Source organism: Shewanella chilikensis (assembly GCF_002836945.1).
In the GTDB taxonomy this organism is placed as follows: Bacteria; Pseudomonadota; Gammaproteobacteria; order Enterobacterales; family Shewanellaceae; genus Shewanella; species Shewanella chilikensis.
This window is the reverse complement of the sequence record NZ_NIJM01000003.1, coordinates 122,333-145,042: the sequence shown is the minus strand read 5'-3', so window position 1 is coordinate 145,042 and position 22,710 is coordinate 122,333. Positions and strand designations below refer to the sequence as shown.

At 53.5% G+C, this 22,710-nt stretch carries 29 protein-coding genes; 17 read left to right on the top strand and 12 right to left on the bottom strand.

The features are described 5' to 3' along the window. The coding region (locus CX651_RS02070) for an IS4 family transposase (RefSeq protein ID WP_198552038.1) at positions 1–765 on the bottom strand (765 nt) is incomplete at its 3' end. A gap of 238 nt (positions 766–1,003) precedes the next feature. On the opposite strand from CX651_RS02070, the gene CX651_RS02060 reads away from it, so the two are divergent. Next, positions 1,004–1,354: a VF530 family protein gene (locus tag CX651_RS02060; RefSeq protein WP_101053098.1), complete on the top strand. Its 351-nt coding sequence runs from the start codon at positions 1,004–1,006 to the stop codon at positions 1,352–1,354. 132 nt (positions 1,355–1,486) lie between these two features. Beyond that, the gene (locus tag CX651_RS02055) at positions 1,487–1,960 is read left to right on the top strand and encodes a hypothetical protein (protein ID WP_146225981.1); all 474 of its coding nucleotides are present in this window, start codon (positions 1,487–1,489) and stop codon (positions 1,958–1,960) included. Here the strand turns inward: CX651_RS02055 and CX651_RS02050 are convergent. The 7 genes from CX651_RS02050 to rssA form a co-directional block, all read right to left on the bottom strand. Continuing rightward, the gene (locus tag CX651_RS02050) at positions 1,953–2,801 is read right to left on the bottom strand and encodes a hypothetical protein (protein WP_224867583.1); all 849 of its coding nucleotides are present in this window, start codon (positions 2,799–2,801) and stop codon (positions 1,953–1,955) included. The genes CX651_RS02055 and CX651_RS02050 overlap by 8 nt on opposite strands. A gap of 10 nt (positions 2,802–2,811) precedes the next feature. After that, positions 2,812–3,429 (bottom strand): GTP cyclohydrolase II, encoded by a 618-nt coding sequence (ribA, locus tag CX651_RS02045; protein ID WP_025011143.1) that lies wholly within the window; start codon positions 3,427–3,429, stop codon positions 2,812–2,814. A 168-nt stretch (positions 3,430–3,597) separates the two neighbouring features. Continuing rightward, complete coding sequence (locus CX651_RS02040) at positions 3,598–3,954, bottom strand: YibL family ribosome-associated protein (protein ID WP_025011144.1); 357 nt, start codon at positions 3,952–3,954, stop codon at positions 3,598–3,600. A 150-nt stretch (positions 3,955–4,104) separates the two neighbouring features. Continuing rightward, positions 4,105–4,578 carry an anaerobic ribonucleoside-triphosphate reductase-activating protein gene (nrdG, locus tag CX651_RS02035; RefSeq protein WP_101053095.1) on the bottom strand — a complete coding sequence of 158 codons (474 nt, stop codon included), beginning with the start codon at positions 4,576–4,578 and terminating at the stop codon, positions 4,105–4,107. An 89-nt stretch (positions 4,579–4,667) separates the two neighbouring features. Beyond that, entirely contained in the window at positions 4,668–6,785 is a 2,118-nt protein-coding gene (gene nrdD / locus CX651_RS02030; RefSeq protein ID WP_101053093.1) for an anaerobic ribonucleoside-triphosphate reductase, read from the bottom strand. A 209-nt stretch (positions 6,786–6,994) separates the two neighbouring features. Beyond that, the gene (locus CX651_RS02025) at positions 6,995–7,738 is read right to left on the bottom strand and encodes a hypothetical protein (RefSeq protein ID WP_101053091.1); all 744 of its coding nucleotides are present in this window, start codon (positions 7,736–7,738) and stop codon (positions 6,995–6,997) included. 176 nt (positions 7,739–7,914) lie between these two features. Beyond that, positions 7,915–8,862 (bottom strand): patatin-like phospholipase RssA, encoded by a 948-nt coding sequence (gene rssA, locus CX651_RS02020; RefSeq protein ID WP_101053089.1) that lies wholly within the window; start codon positions 8,860–8,862, stop codon positions 7,915–7,917. A 232-nt stretch (positions 8,863–9,094) separates the two neighbouring features. Here rssA and CX651_RS02015 point away from each other — a divergent pair, with 232 nt between their 5' ends. From CX651_RS02015 to map, 15 genes are all read left to right on the top strand, one after another. Then, on the top strand, positions 9,095–10,450 hold the full coding sequence (locus CX651_RS02015) for a DEAD/DEAH box helicase (protein WP_101053087.1): 1,356 nt from the start codon (positions 9,095–9,097) through the stop codon (positions 10,448–10,450). 47 nt (positions 10,451–10,497) lie between these two features. Then, positions 10,498–10,935: a DUF3010 family protein gene (locus CX651_RS02010; protein WP_101053085.1), complete on the top strand. Its 438-nt coding sequence runs from the start codon at positions 10,498–10,500 to the stop codon at positions 10,933–10,935. A 4-nt stretch (positions 10,936–10,939) separates the two neighbouring features. Next, complete coding sequence (locus tag CX651_RS02005; protein ID WP_101053083.1) at positions 10,940–11,449, top strand: M48 metallopeptidase family protein; 510 nt, start codon at positions 10,940–10,942, stop codon at positions 11,447–11,449. Positions 11,450–11,780: 331 nt separating this feature from the next. Further along, complete coding sequence (locus CX651_RS02000) at positions 11,781–12,320, top strand: hypothetical protein (RefSeq protein WP_101053081.1); 540 nt, start codon at positions 11,781–11,783, stop codon at positions 12,318–12,320. A 100-nt stretch (positions 12,321–12,420) separates the two neighbouring features. Beyond that, positions 12,421–12,612, top strand: a complete 192-nt coding sequence (locus CX651_RS01995) for a hypothetical protein (protein ID WP_101053079.1) — start codon at positions 12,421–12,423, stop codon at positions 12,610–12,612. A 140-nt stretch (positions 12,613–12,752) separates the two neighbouring features. Then, positions 12,753–13,097, top strand: coding sequence for a GNAT family N-acetyltransferase (locus CX651_RS01990; RefSeq protein ID WP_101053076.1), 345 nt, complete (start codon positions 12,753–12,755; stop codon positions 13,095–13,097). Positions 13,098–13,186: 89 nt separating this feature from the next. Next, positions 13,187–13,549, top strand: a complete 363-nt coding sequence (locus CX651_RS01985; protein ID WP_101053074.1) for an MmcQ/YjbR family DNA-binding protein — start codon at positions 13,187–13,189, stop codon at positions 13,547–13,549. Between the two features lie 32 nt (positions 13,550–13,581). Continuing rightward, positions 13,582–13,800, top strand: coding sequence for a DUF6500 family protein (locus CX651_RS01980; protein ID WP_028780256.1), 219 nt, complete (start codon positions 13,582–13,584; stop codon positions 13,798–13,800). A 155-nt stretch (positions 13,801–13,955) separates the two neighbouring features. Continuing rightward, entirely contained in the window at positions 13,956–14,402 is a 447-nt protein-coding gene (locus CX651_RS01975) for a GNAT family N-acetyltransferase (protein ID WP_025010677.1), read from the top strand. Between the two features lie 7 nt (positions 14,403–14,409). Then, positions 14,410–15,201, top strand: coding sequence for a hypothetical protein (locus CX651_RS01970; protein WP_101053072.1), 792 nt, complete (start codon positions 14,410–14,412; stop codon positions 15,199–15,201). A 3-nt stretch (positions 15,202–15,204) separates the two neighbouring features. Next, positions 15,205–15,663, top strand: a complete 459-nt coding sequence (locus CX651_RS01965) for a hypothetical protein (protein WP_025010679.1) — start codon at positions 15,205–15,207, stop codon at positions 15,661–15,663. 76 nt (positions 15,664–15,739) lie between these two features. Next, positions 15,740–16,429: a DJ-1/PfpI family protein gene (locus CX651_RS01960; protein WP_101053070.1), complete on the top strand. Its 690-nt coding sequence runs from the start codon at positions 15,740–15,742 to the stop codon at positions 16,427–16,429. Positions 16,430–16,550: 121 nt separating this feature from the next. Next, positions 16,551–17,402, top strand: coding sequence for a sulfurtransferase (locus CX651_RS01955; protein WP_101053068.1), 852 nt, complete (start codon positions 16,551–16,553; stop codon positions 17,400–17,402). Between the two features lie 307 nt (positions 17,403–17,709). Next, complete coding sequence (locus CX651_RS01950; RefSeq protein WP_025010681.1) at positions 17,710–17,916, top strand: ParD-like family protein; 207 nt, start codon at positions 17,710–17,712, stop codon at positions 17,914–17,916. Further along, positions 17,909–18,691, top strand: coding sequence for a type I methionyl aminopeptidase (gene map, locus CX651_RS01945; RefSeq protein WP_025010682.1), 783 nt, complete (start codon positions 17,909–17,911; stop codon positions 18,689–18,691). Before CX651_RS01950 ends, map begins: the two co-directional genes overlap by 8 nt. Positions 18,692–18,701: 10 nt before the next feature. Here map and CX651_RS01940 read toward each other — a convergent pair whose 3' ends face one another. Genes CX651_RS01940 through CX651_RS01925 form a run of 4 tightly spaced genes read right to left on the bottom strand, consistent with a single transcriptional unit; the run spans position 18,702 to position 22,486 of the window. After that, complete coding sequence (locus CX651_RS01940; protein WP_101053066.1) at positions 18,702–19,832, bottom strand: ABC transporter permease; 1,131 nt, start codon at positions 19,830–19,832, stop codon at positions 18,702–18,704. Next, positions 19,822–20,781, bottom strand: a complete 960-nt coding sequence (locus CX651_RS01935) for an ABC transporter ATP-binding protein (protein ID WP_101053064.1) — start codon at positions 20,779–20,781, stop codon at positions 19,822–19,824. The genes CX651_RS01940 and CX651_RS01935 overlap by 11 nt, the downstream gene beginning before the upstream one ends. Beyond that, positions 20,778–21,722, bottom strand: a complete 945-nt coding sequence (locus CX651_RS01930; protein WP_062793542.1) for an HlyD family secretion protein — start codon at positions 21,720–21,722, stop codon at positions 20,778–20,780. Before CX651_RS01930 ends, CX651_RS01935 begins: the two co-directional genes overlap by 4 nt. Continuing rightward, the gene (locus CX651_RS01925; protein ID WP_101053062.1) at positions 21,719–22,486 is read right to left on the bottom strand and encodes a TetR/AcrR family transcriptional regulator; all 768 of its coding nucleotides are present in this window, start codon (positions 22,484–22,486) and stop codon (positions 21,719–21,721) included. The genes CX651_RS01930 and CX651_RS01925 overlap by 4 nt, the downstream gene beginning before the upstream one ends. Positions 22,487–22,710: the final 224 nt, after the last annotated feature.

Below are 22,710 nucleotides of genomic sequence, written 5' to 3'. Positions count from 1 at the left end.
TTGGTCGTGTTTTCCTAAAGAGCGTACCACTTCATATTGTGTCCCTTTCTTCAACGGCAGCAGCCAGTGACTGTTAGGTTGAGCCTGTTGCCAGGCGTGCAAAAGTCCCAACGAATAAAAGCCTCTGTCAAACAGCGTCAGGCTGTTATTGGGGATGCTTGATATCAATTCGGCGGCTAAATTCATTTCACTGACAGCAACAGAATCAAAGGCACTGTTCAATACCAAGTGGCTGCTTAGCTCCATCATGCAAACCATGCGAATTTGCGGATAGGCTGCATCACCAGAAGCGTTGGCAGTTTTGGCAAAGGCCTGATTGTTTTGCTCGCTATCAGGTGTTCGCCACACGACACCATCGACCCCATAGAGGTTAAGCCCACACCAATGAGGATGCTCTGCTCTTTCATGCCAGGTCTTGGCACTTCGCTTAAACACATCCCGAACAACATCAGAGCCCAGCCGTTTGCGCGCTTGCGTGACAGCACTGCGAGCAACGTAATCCACCTCTTGAGGTAAGACGATATCAAGCTTATTGATGAGTGAACGGACGGACTCGCCTCTGAACAGAGCCATACCAATCACCGCCCAAATCATGGCATCCATAGGTAACTTACGTCGCCTTAAACTGGCAACACCATGTGAATCAAGGCACGACTGAATTAACTCAGGCTCAAGCACATCGGCCAGACAGGTGAATTCGGTAAGACGATTGATATGAGTACGCGCCAAAGCTTCTGAAAGTTGCATAAAAAAATCCGATGACATGGGGTCATCGGATTTTGATCCTTTCAGTGAGATCGTCAAGCGATCTGTCTTAACTGATCGGCATTAGCCGCTACGGCCCCTTTTTCCTCTCTCGATGGTTTCCCTTGGCTAAAGATCTGCCGAGCATGTATCTGCCGGACAGTTTGACGCAACTTTTTCAACCTTTTTGCAAGGCATTTGAAAAGCTTCTCGGTTATACTGGCGCCGCTTTTATAACACCAGCTACCAAGGCCCATTGATGACAGCTTCCAATTCCCCTCAAGCCAACAAAGATCCCCTGCACGGCCTGACCCTCAAGGCGATACTCACAGAAATGGTGGAACAGTACGGCTTTGATGGTCTGGCACAAAGGATAAGAGTGCGCTGCTTCAGCCATGATCCCAGCATTAAGTCGAGTCTAACCTTTTTGCGAAAAACCCAATGGGCCAGGGAAAAACTGGAACGCCTCTATCTGACCAGCAAGGGCTTGCCCATTCCGCCTCACCTGCTGGGCAGTTCAACCCCGGCAACACGGGAAAAACCGGCCCAAAAAACCTGTGCCGACAAGCCTCAGACCAATGCCCATATCTGGGGCAAAAAAACTGACTAACCCGGCCCTGATACAACACGCAACCCGCTATATTTTTAACCAATTTTGCTTCAAAGCTGCTAAAGTTCTTCCCCTTGCAGCCGATAAGTCGTTATCGACTATCAGCACGAACAGATGCCGCCAGGGAGTTTAATGATGAACATTGCAGGCTTAGGTCAAATCGCCACTCAGGGAACCGGTTCCCGCAGCCTGAGTGAAGTCACTGTGGTCGCCAAGGGCACAGCCAAGGAAAGCACTGCCACAAGTTCGGACAGCCAGGATAAAGTGAATATCTCTTCTGCCGGCCGCAAGGCACTGGCGGATGATGTGGGTGGTCAATTGCACCGAAATAATTCGGCGCAAACCTCAGAAGCGCAGGAAGCCGCCGAGGAAGATACCTCGGGTATGTCTGAAATTGACAAGAAGATTAAGGAACTGCAGAACAAACTCAAGGAGTTGCAACAGGAGTTGCAGCAGCTAAATGGCGATGACTCTGAAGCCGCCGAGATAAAGCGTAAACTGCTGCAAGATCAGATAGCCGCCGTCAGTGGCCAATTGGTCGCCTTAATCAAAGAGAAAACTCACCAGGACAAGAACACCGCCACTGAGGGCTCAGCCCTCAGATAGGCATGCTGAACAGCAGGCGCCAGATCTCCAGCCCGTCACCACTTCGGTAACTGATCCCCAATCTGTCTATGCCAAGCACTGGCTTGGCAAGGGCCAGGGTGGCACCCAACTCAATACTGCCGGACACCAAGGTATCCTGGTTGAGATCGCCGGCAAACTGTAACTGGTCAAAATACCAATAACCCAAAGCAAACACCCTGGGCTGCATCTGTAGCCCCTGCCAGGACCAGTGATAAGGCAAGCCGATATCCACTCCGGTTTGCAATACGGAAAAGCTCTGACTGATGCTGAACGCCCGTTCACTGTAGGCGGCAAATTTCAGTCGAGTCACCCACAAAGAATCTGCCCGCCACAACTCAAAAGAGCGCAAGCCACTGATGCCGGCCGCCATGATGGCGACATTACCACCTTGGTCGAAATTACTGCCAAAACCGAGATCGCCATAGGCCTCCATGCGCCAGTTTTCATCCAGACGCCAACGCTTTTCAAAGCCTGGGGTCACGGTCAAGGTACCAACACTGGAAGGCAATTCAAACTCACCGGCATCTTCAAGGCTATAGTTGAAAAAGCCTACAGAGATAGGCAGGCGCAGCAAGAACTCCGTGTCCTCACTCTGCTCCAGCGTAAAGTCCAGCGGTAAGCTGATGACGGTAGCATCCTGTTCGGACGCGCGATAGACCCCGCTGCCCAGATAACTGCCAAAGGCATAGTGGGAGTTGTCCGGCGGCCGAGCGTGGCTGGGAGACTCTTGGGCAAAGATTGGCGCGGCAAGTAGCAAAAGCCCCAGGGAAGACACACTCAATAAACCAACTTGGGTCGATGCTTTCCCCGGTGACTTCATCTTTGCCGACTCAGTCCTGATGACCTTCGGTGAAATGATACTCAGACATCATATGGCCAAGCTCAGTAGACTTGGTCTTGAGGTAGGCTTCGTTATAGCGGTTTTTGCCAACCTGCAGCGGCACCCGCTCGACAACTTCCATGCCGACATCTTTCATCGCCTGCACCTTGCGCGGATTATTGGTCATCAACCTCACCTTATGAACGCCAATTTTTTCCAGCATGGGCGCAATCATATCGTACTTGCGCATATCAGCCGGAAAGCCCAGGCGCTCATTGGCTTCCACTGTATTGGCGCCATCGTCCTGCAGCTCGTAGGCTCGAATTTTGTTCAACAGCCCTATGCCACGACCTTCCTGACGCAGGTAGAGAATAAAGCCCTGACCGGCTTCGGCGACATTTTGCATCGCGGTCTGCAGTTGAAAGCCACAGTCGCAGCGCAGGCTGAACAGGGCATCTCCGGTGAGACATTCCGAATGGATCCGTCCCAGCATGGGTTTATCGGCTTGGAGCTCACCAAAAGTCAGCGCCACATGCTCTTTACCGGTTTCAGTATCCTCGAAACCATGCATGGCAAACACCCCCCAAGGGGTTGGCAATTTGGCGGTGGCGATAAATTTAATAGACATGAATTAACCTTAACGACTGCTCTCATTCCCTGAGACGGTTAACATCCTTCAAAATCAAGATAATAGTGAAGCGCGCTCAGTACTCAGGCCGGTCATTTTATGCGTTTTTACCACCGACCGGAATACCCAAGTGAATTCATTGGTTATTATCTGCTGTCACGGCGGCAGTTAAAATGCCTTGGGTGCAAACCCGGTAACGGCAGTAATACCCATTTCTCTGCCCAGCGCTGTCATAGGATGCACAACGACCAACCCCCGGACAGACTTCTTGAGTTTGCCCATGTCGGCCTGTTCGGCTTTGGTGAGTTCGCGGCTAAAAGGCAGATCGCGAATAGACTGCCCCTGTTTGCCAAGCTGCCGACTCTGCTGCCCCTTGATGGCTGCAATCCGCTTGTTGACGGCGGCGATTTCCCGCTGAAACTGGGCAATGATAGGACCATCGCCACGTTGCTCTGCGGCAGCCAATTTACGGCGATACTGATCCAGCTTATCGTTGAGCTGTTGCAGCTCCTGCTTCAAATTCATTCTGTTACCTTACAAAATCCCGGCACCTGAGAATGGACGGCCTGGTTGCCGTAAATGTGCCGGACAGAAGTATAACAGCAACTCAAGCTCAGGTGACGGGGTTTTTTAGCAGGGAAAAGCAATTGTGTTAACCAGTTTTCACTTTTGTACTTATTGAGGGTCTTTGAGCAGGTGTATCACCTGATTGGCCGAACCACGAAACTTCAATGAGGGGTCCGCTTGCTCCTGCATGAATTTGCCATCCACCAACACATGAACAAGCCCGAGCAATTCCCGCTGCGCCGGACTGAGCTCATCGAGACGATAACCAGTCCAGAGCCAGACATCCTTTCCCGGGCATTCGTCCCGCACCCGCAGCAGCAAGGCCTTGATGGCGTCAAGATTGCCTGGAAATAGTGGGTCACCGCCGGAGAGTGACAGGCCCCTTCTCGGGATCCGGCTATCATTGAGATCGGCAATAATCCTGTCAGACATCGCCTGGTCGAAAGAATGCCCGGAGCGGGGATCCCAGGTTGACTGGTTATAACAGCCCCGGCACTGATGTTCACAACCGGAAACAAACAAGGTTACCCGGGTGCCCGGTCCATTGACCACATCCACGGGGTAATACTGATGATAGTTCATAGCTATATCCACAAGGCGCCCCTCGGGGCGCCTTTATTTAGGGAAAGAGGCAAAAATCCAAGCGTAAGTACACAGAGTACTGTTTTACGTTAGAGATGCTTAACCCGACGCTTGACCTCTTCCTGCTTACCGTGGTTGAAGGGTCTGGCATCCGGGCTGCCGAGATAACCGCAAACCCTACGGGTCACAGACACCCGGCTGGGCTCATGGTTGCCACATTTGGGGCAGGTAAAGCCCTTGCTGGTACAGATAAACTCACCGGTAAAACCACAGTCGTAACACTCATCTATCGGTGTGTTGGTTCCATAGTAAGGCACCCGGCTGTAGCTGTAGTCCCAGACATTCTCAAGCGCTTCCAGGTTGTGCTGCATATTCGGGTACTCGCCGTAGCAGATGAACCCCCCATTGGCGAGCTCAGGATACGGCTGTTCGAAGTCGAGTTTGTCGTAAGGATTCACCTTCTTCTCTACATCCAGGTGGAAACTATTGGTGTAATAGCCCTTGTCGGTGACCCCATCAACCAGGCCAAAACGCTTGGCATCCAGCTTGGCAAAACGGCTGCACAGGCTCTCGCTCGGTGTGCTGTAGAGGCTGAAACCATAACCGGTTTCCTCTTTCCAACGCACTGTGGCCGCCTTGAGGTGAGCCACTATGGCAACCGCTTTCTGCCTCAATGCTTCATCGTCAAACACATGGGTGTCTGTGCCATAAAGCGCATTGATTGTCTCATGCAGACCAATGTAGCCCAGAGAAATGGAAGCACGACCGTTTTTGAAGATTTCGGCAATGTTGTCATCACCGCGCAGACGCACGCCGCAAGCCCCTTCCATATAGAGAATGGGCGCCACTCTGGCCTTGACGTTGGCCAGACGTTCGATGCGGGTATCCAATGCCTTGCGGGCCATCTCCAGCCTTTGATCCAAAATGCGATAAAACTCGGCTTCATCGCCCTTGGCCTCCAGCGCCACCCTCGGCAAGTTCAGGCTGACTACACCTAAGTTGTTGCGACCTTCATGCAGCAGTTCACCGTTTTCCTCATAGGTGCCAAGGAAACTGCGACAACCCATAGGAGTCTTGAATGAGCCAGTAACCTTGACCACCTGCTCATAGTTGAGAATGTCCGGATACATGCGAATGCTGGCACACTCGAGCGCCAACTGCTTGATATCGTAGTTGCAGTCACCGGCCTTGTGGTTGATACCATCACGAATGGCAAATACTAACTTGGGGAAAACCGCTGTCTTGCGGTTCTTGCCAAGGCCTTCCATACGGATCCGCAAAATAGACTCTTGGATCAGCCGTGACTCCCAGCTGGTACCCAAACCGAAACCGAAGGTAACAAAAGGCGTCTGACCATTAGCGGTATGCAGGGTATTGACCTCATATTCCAGCGACTGGAAGGCGTCGTGACACTCTTTCTTGGTTTGCTCTGTGGCAAACGCCTTGGCATCGGTAATCCCCCACTTGAGCGCCGTTTGATAATGCTTGTCGTAGCTCTTGGCCACAAAGGGGGCCAACACTTCATCTATGCGGTTGATTGTAGTGCCGCCATAAATATGGCTGGCGACCTGGGCGATGATCTGCGCGGTAACTGCAGTGGCAGTAGAGATGGATTTTGGCGTTTCAATCTCGGCATTGCCCATCTTGAACCCTTGGGTCAACATGCCACCGAGATCGATCAGCATACAGTTGAACATAGGGAAGAAAGGCGAATAGTCGAGATCGTGATAATGGATCTCACCGGCCTCATGGGCGGCAACCACATCCTTGGGCAGGATATGATGTTTGGCATAATGTTTGGCGACAATACCGGCCAGGAGATCTCTCTGGGTGGGGATCACCTTGGAGTCTTTATTGGCATTTTCGTTGAGCAGGGTCGCGTTGCTCTGCTCGACCAGGCCGCGGATCTCCAGATTCAGTCGGCTGCTGGATTCACGGCAGATATCTCTGTCATGACGATATTCGATGTAGCTACGGGCCACTTGCTTGTACGGCCCTTCCATCAACAGGTTTTCGACCCTGTCCTGCAACTCCTGGATATTGACCTCGGCCTTGTCGGTTACCGCCTGGGTGACCAACGCTGCAACTGTGGCCGCATAGTCTGCATCTTCTATACCGCAGTGGCTAGAGGCTGCCAGCACCGCATCCCTTATCCTTGTTTCGTCGAACTGAGTACGGCACCCGTCCCGCTTAATCACTACCGGCATTTCTTTAATCTCCATGTTGTTTATTTAACACCATATATAGTGGTGTTTTATTAACCAAGCACTATATGTGGAGATTAAGCGACAAATCGCTCTTCAATACCATGATCTGGATCATGGTATTGAAGAGGATGAACAACACTATGGGATTAGTGCCGACGAGCACAACTTGTAGAGATTTTTCCCTTGACCGAGCTCCAAACGGCCGCTAGTCAGTATCTCTTTACCAAGGCCAGATAACTGTTGATTTGCCCACTGCCCTGCTGCTGGCTGCCCATAGCTGCGGCGGTGCGCATCAACGCGCTGACACCACTGAGCCGGGACAAGAGTTGAGGCTCTTGCTGTGCGGAATCGGCCTTGACCGCTGGCTTGCTGCTGTTGCCATTGTCGCTCTTGGCGGTTTGGTTTTCGCCCTTGAGCACGGCATCCAACTGAGCCGCCACCTTATTGGCCGCCAAAGAGCTCGATGGGGTATACATCATCCCCATATTACCCATCAAGCTATCAGCTCCCTCAAGTGCGTTGAGCAAAGGGCTTTGGCTGGCCTGTTGTCTGAGCAGACCAATCTGGCCTTGAATAAATTCCTTTAGACTGACGTTATCCTTGGTATCGACTCCCATCAGGCCACTGCCCTGTAATTTGGCCATCTGACTCTCAGACAACAGCCCTTCGTCGCCGAGGCGCGCCAACAGCTTGGGTAAATCGGCACTGCTGAACTGGCCTGAGCCAAAAAACTCCTTGGCCAACTCCTGCAGCCGCGCGGCTCTTTTGCCATCGTTGGAGAGGGATATGCTGTCCTGCCTTATGTTTGCCGAGGCTGAGCCCTGGCTTTTGTTGTCACTGACAGTTTCAGTGTCGACAACCGAGAGGCCGCTGCCGCTGGTCAAACGATTGTTGACGCCATAGGCATCGACCCCGGACAATCTGGGATCCACAGAGGAATGGATAGGCTGCATGTCAGTTTTCCGTCATATTGGCGTCCAACTGGTTGTTTTTAAGACAAGATTGCTTGGAAAATGTCAAAAAAACGCCCTTGAAGCGCCTTGATGCTGATGATGTGCTGACTATGCAGAAAGTGTGCCCACACCGCAGAAAATGTGCCCATACCAAGCATTAACAAAAAGCGCCTGCTTCAGAGACGCCCCAACGCCGCATCAATCAGATGCGAGGCCTGCTGCACCGCCTTCTCCCCGGCGGCAATGGCTTCACTGGCACGGTGAAACTCCATAGTGCCTATGTCAGACACCTTTGGCACGATACAGATATCCGGTGGATCTCCCATTAAACGCGCGCGCTTGTGGCGCTGCTCCAGAATATCCATCGACTGTGACATCACAGCCAACATGCCGGGTTCGGCCTTATTGCCGAGGGAGAACTTGTCGGTCAGGCCGGAAATATAATCCTTGCCCTTGGCCAACAGATCCATAAAACCACTCTCAGAGGAGTGTTCCGCCACTTTGCTCTGCAATGAAGGTTCTTCGCTATTGAGCGCCACCGGCAATACTTGCAGTTGCTCACGCCTGTGACCATGCAAATCGACGCCTATCACCAAACTTGCACCCATAGCTCTGGCCACAGACACGGGAATGGGATTCACCACAGCGCCATCCACCAGCCAGCGATGCCCCTGACGCACCGGCGACATGATCCCCGGCATGGAACAGGAAGCTCTGACGGCTTGGCGTAAATCCCCCTGACGGAACCAGATCTCCTGCCCTGAGTAGAGGTCGGTTGACACAGCAGTAAAAGGATACTTAAGTTCTTCAATCAGGAGATCACCGATGCGATCTTGAATGGCACTGAATACCTTATCACCACTGATGAGTCCGCCCTTGCCCCAACTAATATCCATCAACCCCAACACATCCCAGCTGGAAAAACTGCGTACCCAGTCTTCCAGCTCTTCGAGACGCTCATTGGCATAGGCCGCACCGACCAGGGCGCCTATGGATGAACCGGCCACCTTATCTGGCTGTACTCCCATGGCTGCCAAGCCTTTGAGTACACCTATGTGGGCCCATCCTTTGGCGGCACCGCTTCCCAGCGCGATACCGATACAAGGGTTATGACTCTGCGTCATCCTCTCTCCTTTATATTTTTCTACCAGTCACGCAGCCTAAGCTTAGACAGCCAAGGCAGCATACACCCGAAGCCAGTACTGCTCCAGATTTTATCCGGCAGGACTCCCGCCACCCACTTGCGACTTTTTTGAACAAAAGTCGCTGCTGTTTCGACACTCCTTTGACTAAATGCATGCCCAGCGCCGTAAAAGCCGTTATAATGTGCGGTCGTTTTTATTGAGGAGTTCACCTTTGCATTTTTCCGATTTTTCGCTGGATCAGCGTCTGCTGCAAACCCTTAAGCATATGGGTATCGATGAGCCTACCGAAATTCAGCGTGAAGCGATTCCCGTGGCGCTGGCCGGGAAAGACCTGATGGCCTCATCCAAGACGGGCTCGGGAAAGACCTTGGCCTTTTTGTTGCCGGCAATGCAAAGGGTGATCTCCACCAAGGCGCTCAGTAAGCGTGATCCCAGGGTACTGATACTCCTGCCGACCCGTGAGCTGGCCAACCAGGTCTACGCCCAGCTGCGTCTGTTGGTTGCCAATACCCAATATCGAGCCATCAGTGTGCTTGGCGGAGAAAACTTCAACGATCAGGCCAAGGCGCTGGCGCGGGATCCGCATTTTATCGTCGCCACCCCGGGGCGGATTGCCGATCACCTGTCACAACGCCATCTGTATCTGGAAGGGCTGGAACTGCTTATTCTTGACGAAGCCGACCGCATGCTGGATCTGGGCTTTGCCCCGCAACTCAAGGCAATCAACGACGCCGCCAACCATAGACGACGGCAGACCCTGATGTTCTCGGCCACTCTGGAACATGAAGAGGTCAATGATATCGCCGCCACCTTGCTCAATGACCCACAGCATGTGGCCATTGGCGCCGCCAATGCAGAGCATCAGGACATACATCAGCGTATTTTCCTCTGTGACCATCTGGATCATAAAGAGGCGCTGCTGATTGAACTGCTAAAGCGCGAGCAACAGCGCCAGGTGATCATCTTCACCGCCACCCGCCAGGATACCGACAGACTGGCCGAAAAGCTCAAGCAAGAAGGCTACAGCGCCGTGGCGCTCAGTGGTGAACTGCGCCAAAGCGCCCGTAACCAGATAATGGATCAGTTCAGCCGTGGCCAGCAGCAAATTCTGGTGACAACCGACGTGGCCTCCCGCGGTCTGGATCTGGTGAATGTCTCCTTGGTGGTCAACTTCGACATGCCCAAGTTTGCCGAAGAATATGTCCACCGTATCGGCCGTACCGGCCGCGCCGGCGCCAAGGGCGATGCCCTGTCTCTGGTGGGCCCCAAGGACTGGTTCAACTTCAAAAAGGTGCAGAGCTTTCTCGGTCGCCGCTTCGAGTTCAGTTCCCTGGAGGGGCTCGAACCCAAATTCAGTGGCCTGGCCGATCCCAAGCGCCAGAGCAGCAAACCCAAGAATACCAAGGCCAGCAAGCCCAAAGGACGCAGCAAGACAGCGGCTAAACCGGGCAAGGCCAAGTCCGGCAGAGACAAGCGCTTTATTACCGGGGTGGATGTGGGCGATGCCCCTATGAGACGTAAACCCGCTCCGGTAGATAACGGCAATGAAAGCGGCTCCGAATCATAAGATTAACATTAGCCGCCGGTGCGGCATGATGAACTACAAGGAATACCATGAAAGTTTGTGCTGTTGAATTAAAAGGCGGCGAAGCCGTCATCTGTTTACTGAGCGCCCAGGGGGACGTATTCAACGTTCCTGATTGCCGCCGTCACTCATTTACCTTGAGCAACCCTGCCAGCCAGGAAGCAATTCGGGAATTCCAATTCGCCTTCAATAAACTGATGGAAGATTATCAGGTCGAACACGTCGTGATTATTGAGCGCGAATACAAGGGTAAGCTGGCCGGCACCTCTGTCAGCTTCAAGTTCGAGGCGGCCATTCAACTGGGTAAGTTACCGGTAACAATGCTGACACCTCAAAGCATTAAAGAGCAGCTGAAACGCAATCCACCGCAAGTGGACTTCAGCGGCCTGGAGCTGAAAAAGTTCCAGCAAAACGCCTTTGACGCCGCGTACGCCTTCCAGCAGATGCGGATCTACAAGAAGGTCTAAGCCCTTGAACGGTTTTGATTATCTGGCCCACTACAGCGACGAGATAAAACAACAGGTTCAGCAGCTCAGCCAAGCTGGCAAACTGGCTGAATACCTGACAAAACGTCATCCTGAATTACACCAGATCCGCAGTGATAAAGCGCTTTGGGACTATACCCAGGCGCTGAAACAAACTTATCTGCGTCAATCAAACCCGCTCGCCAAAGTGTGTTTTGACGACAAAATCAGCCTCAGCCATCAGGCGCTGGGGCTGCATACCTACGCCGCCCGTAAGCAAGGGCACAAACTCAAGACCAAGAATGAAATCCGTATCTCCTCCCGCCTGAAACGGGCACCCGAAGCCTTCTTGCGGATGTTGGTGGTACATGAACTGGCGCATCTGAAGGAAAAAGAGCACAACAAAGCCTTCTACAAGCTGTGCACCTATATGGAACCGGACTATCATCAGTTGGAATTTGAGTTGCGACTTTACCTCAGTCTTCTGGACGCCAATCAAGACCCTTATCCTGCTTGAATCCCCTCCAGATCCTCAAACAATAGCGGTTAATTGCCAGAGCCGTCGTTCCTTGTTTTTGGAAGCGATAGTGACTCTATGACATTGTGACGCTATGACAAAGCAAATACATGTAGCGGAAAGTCACAGTGATTGACGAAGCAAGGGTTACTCTGCTTCGAATGCCGTCGAATTTATTTATTTTGATATCTATAAACCTGCTTATCTGCTGATAAAGAAGCTTGGCAAGCTATCATTTTTATGGCTAACTTAGCGACGCACTAATAACAGATGGACGCGGTGCCAACATCAAAAAAACATTATAAATATCGTATTAAAGGGAATAATAATTATGATAAGAAGGATTTTAACAGTCCTTGGGGTAATATTTTTTATTAACGCTTGTGCCAGTATTCCACTCGGCACCATGCTCAGCCTGAGTTCTTTCGATGAGCAGGATTTTGCCGAATTAAATCCGCGAGTTATCAGATCGCAAATCCTCATCGATGAACCGGGTAAACTCAAGATTGATGCCACTGAACTGACCCTGGAACTGGATACCAGCCAAGGAATATCCCGGTATAGTTTCCCACTCAAATTGGAGTCTACTCAAGTTATCCCCCAAAATGAGGGCCTCTTCAGCAACAGTCCAGCACAAAACCATTATCAATTGGCGCTTACTGATACGGCAATAAACAGTTTCCAGCAAGTACAAACATTGATAAATACCGAGACACCTACCCAATATAGTTTTTCCATTGATGCAGGTCTTGATGAGATGAGCAAGCCAGTGAAGGAAATTACTTTGTCGGTTATGATCAAACTGACCGAAGAGCAGGGATATCTGACCTTGATAGATAACGCGACACTGAACCTTAAGCAGCAGCCTTGAGCTTGAGCAACAACCTTGAGCATAAAACGACAACAGCCTTAACCCAGGATTTAATTAACACTGAATCCAAAGCAACCAACAACAACTCAGGGAAATCGGTATGCAGATTGATCTTTTACAGCAAGTTGATGATGACCTGCAAAATGAGCTTATCGACAAGCTCAGAACCTATAATCACAGCTATATGGGCAAGGAAGGTGGAAATAAGTCCTCGTGGCACTCTGGCTTGCACAGCAATTGGTGTTCAAGGCATCTGACTGAAGGCATGCCGGGGCCTGTCGAAGTCGGATAACGCCGAAAGCCGGTTGCTGTGAAAGCCCCGAAGGGCGTGGCTTACAGACCCGCCTGCTGTGTTGTGCTTCTTGCAAAGGATTAGCCATTTGCTGCGAACCACGCCTTGCATCCAGGTCCGTAAGCCGACGCAGAGTACCCATGGGGCTTGTTCCCACCTTCCTTAGTCAACCTCTGGCCGCCATCGCCCGCGACTCCAAGGGACAACTCATTGGTGGCGTGAGTGGCCGCAGCATCTATCGCCAGTTGCTGATTGAGGTGGTTTGGGTCGCGAAGGAGCATAGAGGTTCAGGTCTTGGCAGCCGCTTAATGGCTCTGTGCGAGCAAGAGGCAATCAAACGGGGGTGCCTGGCTGCGCAGCTCGACACTTTGTCGTTTCAGGCGCCGGCATTTTATGCCAAACAAGGGTTTGAAGTTGTCGGCTCGGTCAGCGGAATTCCCGGCAGCCCGGACAGGTATTTTATGTGTAAACGCTTCAATGGCTGAAGGCCAGGCTGCGACATGCCCTTCCCCATCAACAAAACGTCGACTGAAGCCGGTATTATCATACTCCCCCCAAAATGACAGAGGACGCCATGACACTGACACAACTCAAGAATCTGTTACAGCAATGCCCCAACGCCACTGCCGACTACCCTTTTGGTCCTGAGGCCAGAGTCTATAAGGTCATGGGTAAGATGTTTGCTCTGCTGGCCGAGCAGGAAACGCCCCCGAGGGTGACACTCAAGGCCAAGCCAGCCGACGTGCAGGCACTGATCGATAGCTTTGAGGCGATAGTGCCCGGCTATTACATGAATAAGCAGCATTGGTTCACGCTAACCTTGAATGGTGAGGTCAGCGAGGATATGCTCCGTGACCTGATTGAGGCATCCTACGCTCTGGTTGTCAGTAAACTGACCAAGGCGCAACAAGCCCAGTTGCAACAGCAAAACACCTAAAAATGACTTTTCAGATTGAGGGAACAATCGAGATGCGTGCCAGCCTGCGACAAAAAGTTATCCATGTCTGCCAGCAAAAAATCGCCCAGAAGGGCGAGAATGTTGGCGTCTCCTTCTATGCCTTCTTTGCCAACAAGAATGATGATCCCGAGTTGCTCATGGAGGCCGCTACCTGGTGGATCCAGACCCACAAACTGGATCACTTTGAGAAGGCCCGCAAAATTCTGCAAATGGTGCAAGCCGGGCAATAACCTCAGGGGCTGAGTAGCGCTAACCAGAGCCTAATTAAGCCCATGGATATAAACCATGCAACTGCAGGAAGCGCCGGGGAACGATGAGCGCATCCTGCTCGGCCTGGCTCTCAAAGAGCACCACAACCCGACCCAGGATTGGAAAACCACAAAATATGAACATTGAAACCCCATCCAGTGCCGACTTTGCTGAGCTGCTGCAAGTCTGGGAAGATTCAGTGCGCGCCACCCACGACTTTATCAGCGAAGCTGATATCGCCTTTTTCAAGCCGCTGATCCTCGATAAGGCCTTCCCGGCGGTGACGCTCAGATGTATACGAGATGAGGCCAAAGCCATTGTCGGCTTTCTGGGCGTAGCAGACGACAAGATAGAGATGCTGTTTGTTCACAGCCGGGCTCGCGGCCAAGGCGTAGGCAGTGCCCTGCTCAAGCATGCCATCGAAGACCTCGGCGCCAACTTGGTCGATGTCAATGAGCAAAACCCACAGGCGGTCGGATTCTACCGCCATCAAGGCTTTAAACAGATCTCCCGCTCGGCACTCGATGCCATGGGTAAGCCCTTCCCTATTTTGCATCTGGCGCTTGATACCTCAAAAGGATAACTGATTGATGTCCAAGGAAGATGAGTTAAACAAAAAATATCGCGCTCTGCCCCGCGGCGCTCGTTGGCACTTAAAGCTGGATGCCGATGGACGAGCCTACTTTATTGGCAGACAGCAAACCCTGGCTACAATCTGGGGCTTTATCATGCTGGTTCCCCTGTCGGCCTCAAGTTTAATGGCTGTGGTGCTGACAGGAAAATCACAGGTATTTCATGCCGTCTCGGCCTTGCTGTTGTTAACTCTGGCAACTGGCTGTTTGGGGGTGAGAAGGCGTTGGCTGTTTGACCCCAAAAGCGCTGAGATTCAAGAATACACTGGCTGGTGGCGTATAAAAGCCAAGCCCCGCAAAACCCTGCCCTACAGTCAACTCTCTATTCATATTACCCCACTGGCACAAACGCCCAATGGGGTACAGCTGGTGCTGCTCGGACAGCGCCACACCCTGACAGATATGGCCGAGGCGCTGGCATTGATAGGCTTTTTGCGCGGCTGCGCCGGCCCGCTTGCAGTCAATGAACTTGAAGTTTATGAACTTGAAGTCTATGAAAAAGTCACTGCCTGGCCCGAGTTGAAAGCCGTGCCCTTTGACACAGCTCCAAGCGACTTGGCGCCGGAGGCCGAGAGCCAGGCCGCAAAATCCCCCCATACCGAAACCAAGCCTCTGAAAGCCGCGACTCAAACTGGCCAATCCATCAGTCAGTACCGGCCCATTTGGGAGCAACACCTGATGTGGAAACTGGCGCTGCCGCTGCCGCTTTTTACCCTGCTCGGACTGCTACTGACACGCTTAGGGAGCTGAGCCATGGCGCACTGGAACAAGTACTCCTCACAAAGAGCCGAGTTGGTGTTTGGCCGCTGGACCTGGTTAATCGGCCTGCCGCTGGCGGCGCTGACTCTGGCACAGGTGTATTTCGGCCTTAACCCTGAATTGCTGCTCGGTTGGGCCATGGGGGCAACACTCGGCTGGCACGCGTTGTTCTGTCGCCATAAAATCTTGATAGACAAAGATACCTGTGTGCTGGTGCACAGTATTCGCAGTATCTACCCCATAGGGCAACTCAAGGTGCCACTGGCCGAAATCAGCGGATTTTGCCTCTGCCCCCACTTCGGCGAGCCCAGATATTGGGACTTGATCTTGATGCTCAAGGATGGTCAGAGAGTGACCCTGCTGAGACGTAAGGGCAAGGCCGCAATGCAGGAGCTGGGTAAAGAGCTGGCCGATGTCAGCGGCCTGGCCTATGACGAAGAGTTCAGAGACTGAATCCCGGCTTGCATTGGCATTGAATAACATTCCTGAAGAACCTAATTGTCAAACTGATACCAGACAAGGAGGCTGTATGTCTGTTTATACTTCACCAAACGCCCAAACTCCGAGCGCCAGCTATGGGCCAACGGACAAGAAACCCACTATCGCCATAGTGGCTTTCGATGAATTTACCGATATCGATCTGTTTTTGATGTGGGACATAGTGGGCCGCATCCAGAATGATTGGCAGGTCAAGCTGCTCGGCAGCAGCAAAAGTCACAAATCGGCATTGGGTCTTGAGATTGAGATGCAGGGCCATATTCGCGAAGCCAACCAGGCTGATGCCGTGCTGTTTATCAGCGGCAAACAGGGGATCCCGCTGGCGCTGCAAGACCCGGACTTTATCAATACTTTTGAGTTGGATCCCAACAAGCAACTGCTCGGCTCTATCTGCGCCGGTTCCTTTATCCTGCAAAGATTGGGGTTACTGGATTGCCGCGCGGCCACCACGCATCCGGATGCCAAAACGGCATTGCAAAAGACAGGTGCCGAAGTACTGGATGAACCTTTGGTGATAAGAGGCAACATAGCTACCGCCGGTGGCTGCCTGTCGGCCATGTATCTGTGTGCCTGGCTGGCCGAACGCCTGCTCGGCGAAGAGAAGCGCCGGGAAATGCTAAGGGAGCTGTTGCCCGCCGGACAACAGCCACAGTTTGAGGCCATTATTGATGCCAGCCTGCAAAGTGCTGCCGAGGCTGCAATCCAAACCGCATGCCAATAACTATTGAGAATAATCGCCTATAGAGGTTCTGTGGCAATAACAGCTTGAGAAATCCGTAGCGCTCCAGTAATTTGGGTCAAGTTTCATTGCTTGGTGCCGTTACCGAGCTTAAGGAGTCGAGATGCAATCTGCACTGGTAAGCAGCGAGTGGTTGGCCGCTCATCTTTCTGATCCCAAGTTGGTCATTTTGGATGCCAGCATGGACAAGGTGATAGGCCGCGAGCCAATAGTCTACGATGAGCCCTGCTTTATTGCCGGTGCCCGGCGGCTGGATCTGGAGCGGGAGTGCACAGATCTGCAGTCCAGTGAGTTACACGCCCTGCCGAGCCAGGCCCAGTTTACCGAGCTGGTGCAGCGGCTCGGCATCGACCAGGACAGCACTGTCGTCATCTATGACAACCAAGGCATCTACTCATCGCCCCGGGGCTGGTGGTGTTTCAAGGTCATGGGCTTTGAGCAGGTGTTTGTTCTCGACGGCGGTCTGCCCAAATGGCTCAAAGAGCAGCGCCCCTGTGCCGACAAGCCGGCGACTGAGTTTCCGCGCGGTAACGCCTGTGGGCAATATCAAGCGGAAAAGGTCTGTAACGCCCCCCAGGTATTGGATACCCTGGCAGGCAAGCAGGCCATGATACTGGATGCCAGGGCCAGTTCACGCTTTCTCGGCCAGAGTCCCGAACCCAGAGAAGGGGTGCGCAGCGGCCATATTCCCGGCGCAGTGAATCTGCCGTTTGCCGAAGTGCTGGATGGCGACAGCCTGAAACCTCAGCCGGCACTGGAGCAGATTTTTCTGCATCTGGGTGCCATGGATGCCAGACGCAGCGGCAAACCTTTGATCTTCAGTTGCGGCTCAGGGATCACCGCCTGTATTTTGATCCTGGCGGCCTATCAGGTACGCCTCGATGCCCTGATACTCTACGATGGCTCCTGGGCCGACTGGGGCAGCAAGGCCCATCTGCCGCTGGCAACAAATTAAGACCAAGGCTGTTACTAGAGTAGTTAAGAACCATCTCTCACTTTCAGCCTAACTGAAGACGAGCAGCAAACGGTTCTCTAGCTTCACCTTCACCCTCGAGCTCAATCTCAGGCCTGCTTCCCCAAGCAGGCTTTTTAACACCATAGCCGCCCATCTGGTTAACCCTCCCAAATAGAGCCAAGGCCACTTATGCTGCCTTAAGCCCTTTTCTTAAGGCACCGCAATCTTTCAACCAACATGCTTTTCTTTCACCGCCACAAAGTATACGATTCATATATGTTTTATATATAAAGTGTATTTTTGGCATATGGGAATTATCAAGATCTCCGATGAACTCCATGAGGAGCTGCGCAAGGCCAGCGGCCTGATGGCGCGCTCCATCAACGCCCAGGCGGAATTTTGGATCAAGATGGGCATGCTGGCCGAGCTTAATCCCGACCGGAGTTTCAATGAGCTGATGGCCGAGCTGTATCAGCGGGAAGCCATCAAGGTACCTGGAGCGCAAAATGCTTGATCAAAAAAGAAAAATTCATTTAAAAACTGCGGCTGAAGCCGAGCTGATGCGCCGCTCAGGCGCCCTGCTTGCCAAGGTATTTGCCATGTTGGACGACTTTGTTGTTCCCGGCATCTCGACCATGGCCATCAACGACAGAGTAGAAGACTTTATCGTCAACGAGCTTAAGGCGCGCCCGGCCAGCAAGGGCCAATACGGCTATGCCTATGTGCTCAACAGTTCGGTCAATGAAGTCGTGTGTCACGGGGTTCCGTCGGAGCAGCAGTTGCTGAAGGCCAGCGATATTGTCAATCTGGATATTACCCTCGAAAAAGATGGTTTTATTGCCGACTCCAGCAAGATGTACCTGATGCCACAGGCATCGCCTTTGGCCAAACGCCTGGTACAGGCCACTTATGAAGCCATGTGGCGAGGGATCAAGATGGTCAGGCCCGGTGCCCGCCTCGGGGATATTGGCCATGCGATTCAGCAGTATGCCGAATCACAGGGCTACAGTGTGGTCAGGGAATATTGTGGTCATGGCATAGGGCGCGAGATGCACGAAGAGCCCCAGGTACTGCACTATGGCCGCGCCGCCAGCGGCCTGGAACTGCGAGCCGGTATGTGTTTTACCATAGAGCCGATGATCAATCAGGGCGGCGCCAAAATAAAGACCAAGAAAGATGGCTGGACAGTAGTGACCCGGGATAAAAAACTCTCGGCCCAGTGGGAGCACACCATACTGGTGACAGATACCGGCTATGAAGTGTTGACCCTCAGAGATGAAGAGCGCTGAACCACAGCGCTCATCCCAAACGCTTACGGAACCTCAATGAAGCGAGCAACACGCCTCCCAGGGTGAACGCCCCCAGCCAAAAGGCATCTTTAGCCAACATCAGGATATCGGCCTCACGCAGGACTATGGCGCGCACCATACGCATAAAGTGGGTCGCCGGCAGCGCTTCGGCTATCCACTGCGCCGCAATTGGCATAGCTTCATAAGGAAACATAAAGCCTGACAACAGAATAGAGGGCAACAGGATAAATACCGTCAGCTGCATCGCCTGCAATTGGGTCTTGGCAATGGTGCTGATCACCAGGCCCAGGCTGAGGCTGGCAAAGATAAACAGCAAAGAGGCCAGCAACAAGCTGTCCAGACCGCCGCGCACAGGCACACCGAACAGGAAGTGGCCCACGCTGAGGATAATACTCACCTGAATAAGCCCCACCAGCACATAGGGGATGATTTTCCCCACCATCAGCTCCATGGGTTTGACCGGGGTGGTGATCAAAAACTCCATATTGCCCTGCTCTCTTTCCCTGACAATGGCGGCAGAGGTGAACATGATCATTGTCATGGTCAAAATCACCGCCAGCAAGCCGGGCACTATGTTAACCACAGTGCGCTGCTCCGGGTTGAAATACTGCACCACCTCAAAGCTTGGCACCCGGTTTTGGCTGCTGAAACCGGCCACTTCATCCAGCGACATGCTTCTCAGGCTACGAATCGCGGCGGCGATAACCGTATCCGAGCCATCCACCAGCCACTGGGCCACGGGCCGGGTAAGCTGGCTGTCGCTTTGACGACGGTCGAAGGCTGGATGAGTCACCAGCCGGGCATTGAGATCTGCCGGCAAATAGAGCACGGCGCGCACTTCCCCCGAGGTGATGGCCGCCTCGGCCTGTTCGATAGAGGCGTATTTTGCCTTGAAGTCCACTACCTGGGTGGCCTTTACCGCCTGCACCAAGGCCCGGCTGTAGCTGCTGGCCGACATATCCACCAATCCGGCGGGCAGATGCCTGGCATCGGTATTGATGGCGTAGCCGAACAGCAGCAACTGCACCAGAGGGATCATCACTATCATGCCGAAGGTCATCCTATCCCGCGACAGCTGCCTGAGCTCCTTGAGCATGATTGCCAATATCCTAGCCCACATGTCGACCTCCGGTGCAGGATACAAACACATCTTCGAGACTGGGGCGCGCCATGGCGAGCTTGCGCCCATCGCAATAGGGGCTGAGAAAGGCGATGGGATCTGTGGCATCACGCCGCACCAACACCCTGAGCCGGGTGCCTACCTGAGCGGCAGAAACAACCTCAGGCAAGGCCACCAACTGCTGCTTGAGCGTCCTTAGCTGCTCACCGCTCACTTCCACCACGCTGGCGCCCATCTGCTGCATCAATTCGGCCGGGGAACCATCGGCCCGCTTGGCGCCGCGCTCAAGGATTGCCAATGCATGGCAGCGCTCTGCCTCGTCCATGTAGTGGGTTGACACCAAAATAGTGGTCCCGGCGGCGCAGAGATCGAACAGCCGCTCCCAAAACTCGCGGCGGTTTTCCGGATCGACCGCCGAGGTGGGTTCATCGAGAAACAACAGCTCGGGGGAGTGCAGTGTGGCGCAGGCCAGTGCCAGACGCTGCTTCTGACCACCACTCATGGAGCCGGCCAACTGAGACTCCCTGCCCTCCAGGCTATATAGATGCAGTAGCTCTTCAATGCGCGCCTTGCCGCGGCGGCCGAACAGGCCATAAATACTGGCGACAAATCTGAGGTTCTCCAGCACAGACAGATTATCGTAGAGAGAGAACTTCTGGGTCATATAACCTATACGTTGCTTGAGCGCCTCTTCGTTACCGGCAAGCGGTTCTCCCAATACGGTCACCTCACCGGCATCCGGCAACAACAGGCCGGTAAGCAGCCGAATCGCAGTGGACTTGCCGCAACCGTTGGGGCCGAGAAAGCCGTAAATACTGCCACGGGGAATGGCGAGATTGAGATTATCCACCGCGGTCAACTCACCAAAACGCCGGGTCAGTCCGTGAGCTTCAATGGCTAGGGTAGTTTGAATGGCCGAAGAAGCACCGGCATCAGCTGACTGAGTCATGGCAGTCGTACCTCCAGCGCCAGCCCTGAGGGCAGAGACTCGGCGCCCTCGACATCGATATCCGTCAGATACATCAATCTGGCACGATCACGCTCATTAAGGGCATAAAACGGGGTAAATGCCGGTTGGGAACGGATATTTCTGACAGTGCCCTTGAGCGGCTGCTCCACCCCATCGACCCAGACCTCCAGCTTGTCGCCACGGGAAAGCTTACTGATGGCCGTTTGCGGCAAATAGACTCTGGCATAGGGTTTATCCAGTGCCAAAAGTGCGACAAGTTGAGTGCCCTGAGCCACTCGATCGCCCCTCTTCCAGGGCAATATGTCCACCTCTGATGCCAACGGCGCCCTGAGGCTGAGGTCGTCCAAGGCTTTCTCCTCGGCCTTGAGCGCCGCCGCTGCGGCTGCCACTCTGGCTTCGGCCTGAGCCAGTTGTTCGCTGCGGGTACCGTTTTCCAGTTGCAACCATTGTTCATTGGCCTGCTCGACCAAGGCCTTGGTGTGATCCCGCTCGGCGATGGCCGCATCCAGCTCCGCCTGCCCCACCACTTTGGCGGCAAACAGCTCGCGGGTGCGCTGATATCTGAGTCTGGCTTCGGTCGCGGCTGCCGTTGCCGCCTCTATGGCGGCTCTGGCCGCCCGCCGCTCTTCTACCCTGGCACCTTGTTGCAACTCATCGAGCCTGGCGCCGGCCTCGGCCAATTCGGCGCGGCGCTGTGCCACTCTGGCTGCCGCGCTGCGGCTGTCCAATTGCAGCAACAACTGCCCCGCCTCGACCTTGTCACCCTCGGCCACATGGATATCGGCTATCTGCTCGGCAACGGGGGCTGAAAGCTGGATACGATCCCGCTCCAGAGTGCCCATGGCGCGGCTTTCGCCGTTGTCGCCACAAGCTTGCAACAGCAATAGTGTCGCTGTCAGTATCAGGGATATCTTGTTCATTGGGGTTCCTCACTGCCTGGGTTGGCGGCAATATCCTGGCGCAATAAGCCTTGATGCAGGACTTTGGCATTGTGCTCTGCCAGCTGTTTGAGCCAGGTTTCGTTCAATTCGACGCCGAAGTCCCGCATCAGATGGGCCGGGGCGATCAGCGGAAACACCATCAGGCTGACAAAACTCAGCCGCGCCAAGATAGGGTCCAGGTTGGGATTGAGGCCTTGATCTTGCCCAAGCTGGCGGATCCACAGCTTCGAGCGGCTGAGCATGTCACTGAATACACTGGCAAGGGCATCGAAGGCTTCACTGCCTTCTCTGTGATTCAATACCTGGATGATAAGCCCGGGCAAGGCCGGGTTGGCAGCCATGGCGCGGTAATAGACCTGCATCAGCTCAAATGGTCCGCCAAAACCTGACTCGGGCCTTTTCTTGCTCGAATCAAGACTCATCTTGCTCGGCTCAAGGCGGCTATTGTTGGGCTCAGGGCTGTTTGCAGAGCCCTCAGAGGTAGATTGGTGACTTTGCGCGGCATTGTAGTGTTTGAAAGCTTCCAGCACAGGAGCGATTGTGTCTCTGACCATGGCCTCAAACAGGCCTGCCTTGGAGCCGAAGTAATAACGGATCATCGCCGCATCCACTCCCGCCTTGCGCGCCAGCTCTCGGGTGGAAACCCGCTCATAGCCCTTCAGGGTAAAGCAGCTACGCGCGGCTTCTATCAAAGCATCCCTGGCCCCTGAATGGCCTTTAGGACGACCGGCTGTGGCTTTCATCCCCTGCTCCTCAAAAATTCCTCTTGTGATGAATATACTCAGTTTAGTGCTTATATGGCAGTGAGTTAATTCTCCATTCATGCCTATGTTGAGGAATTTAGTCGGCCCAGTTCAGAGGATATTTGAGCAAGCTTGCTCCGCCGTATTAGGAAAGTGCTTCTTGCAAAGCACTAGGGCCATTTGCTGCGAACCAGGCCTTGCTCCCAGGCCTGTAAGCCGACGCA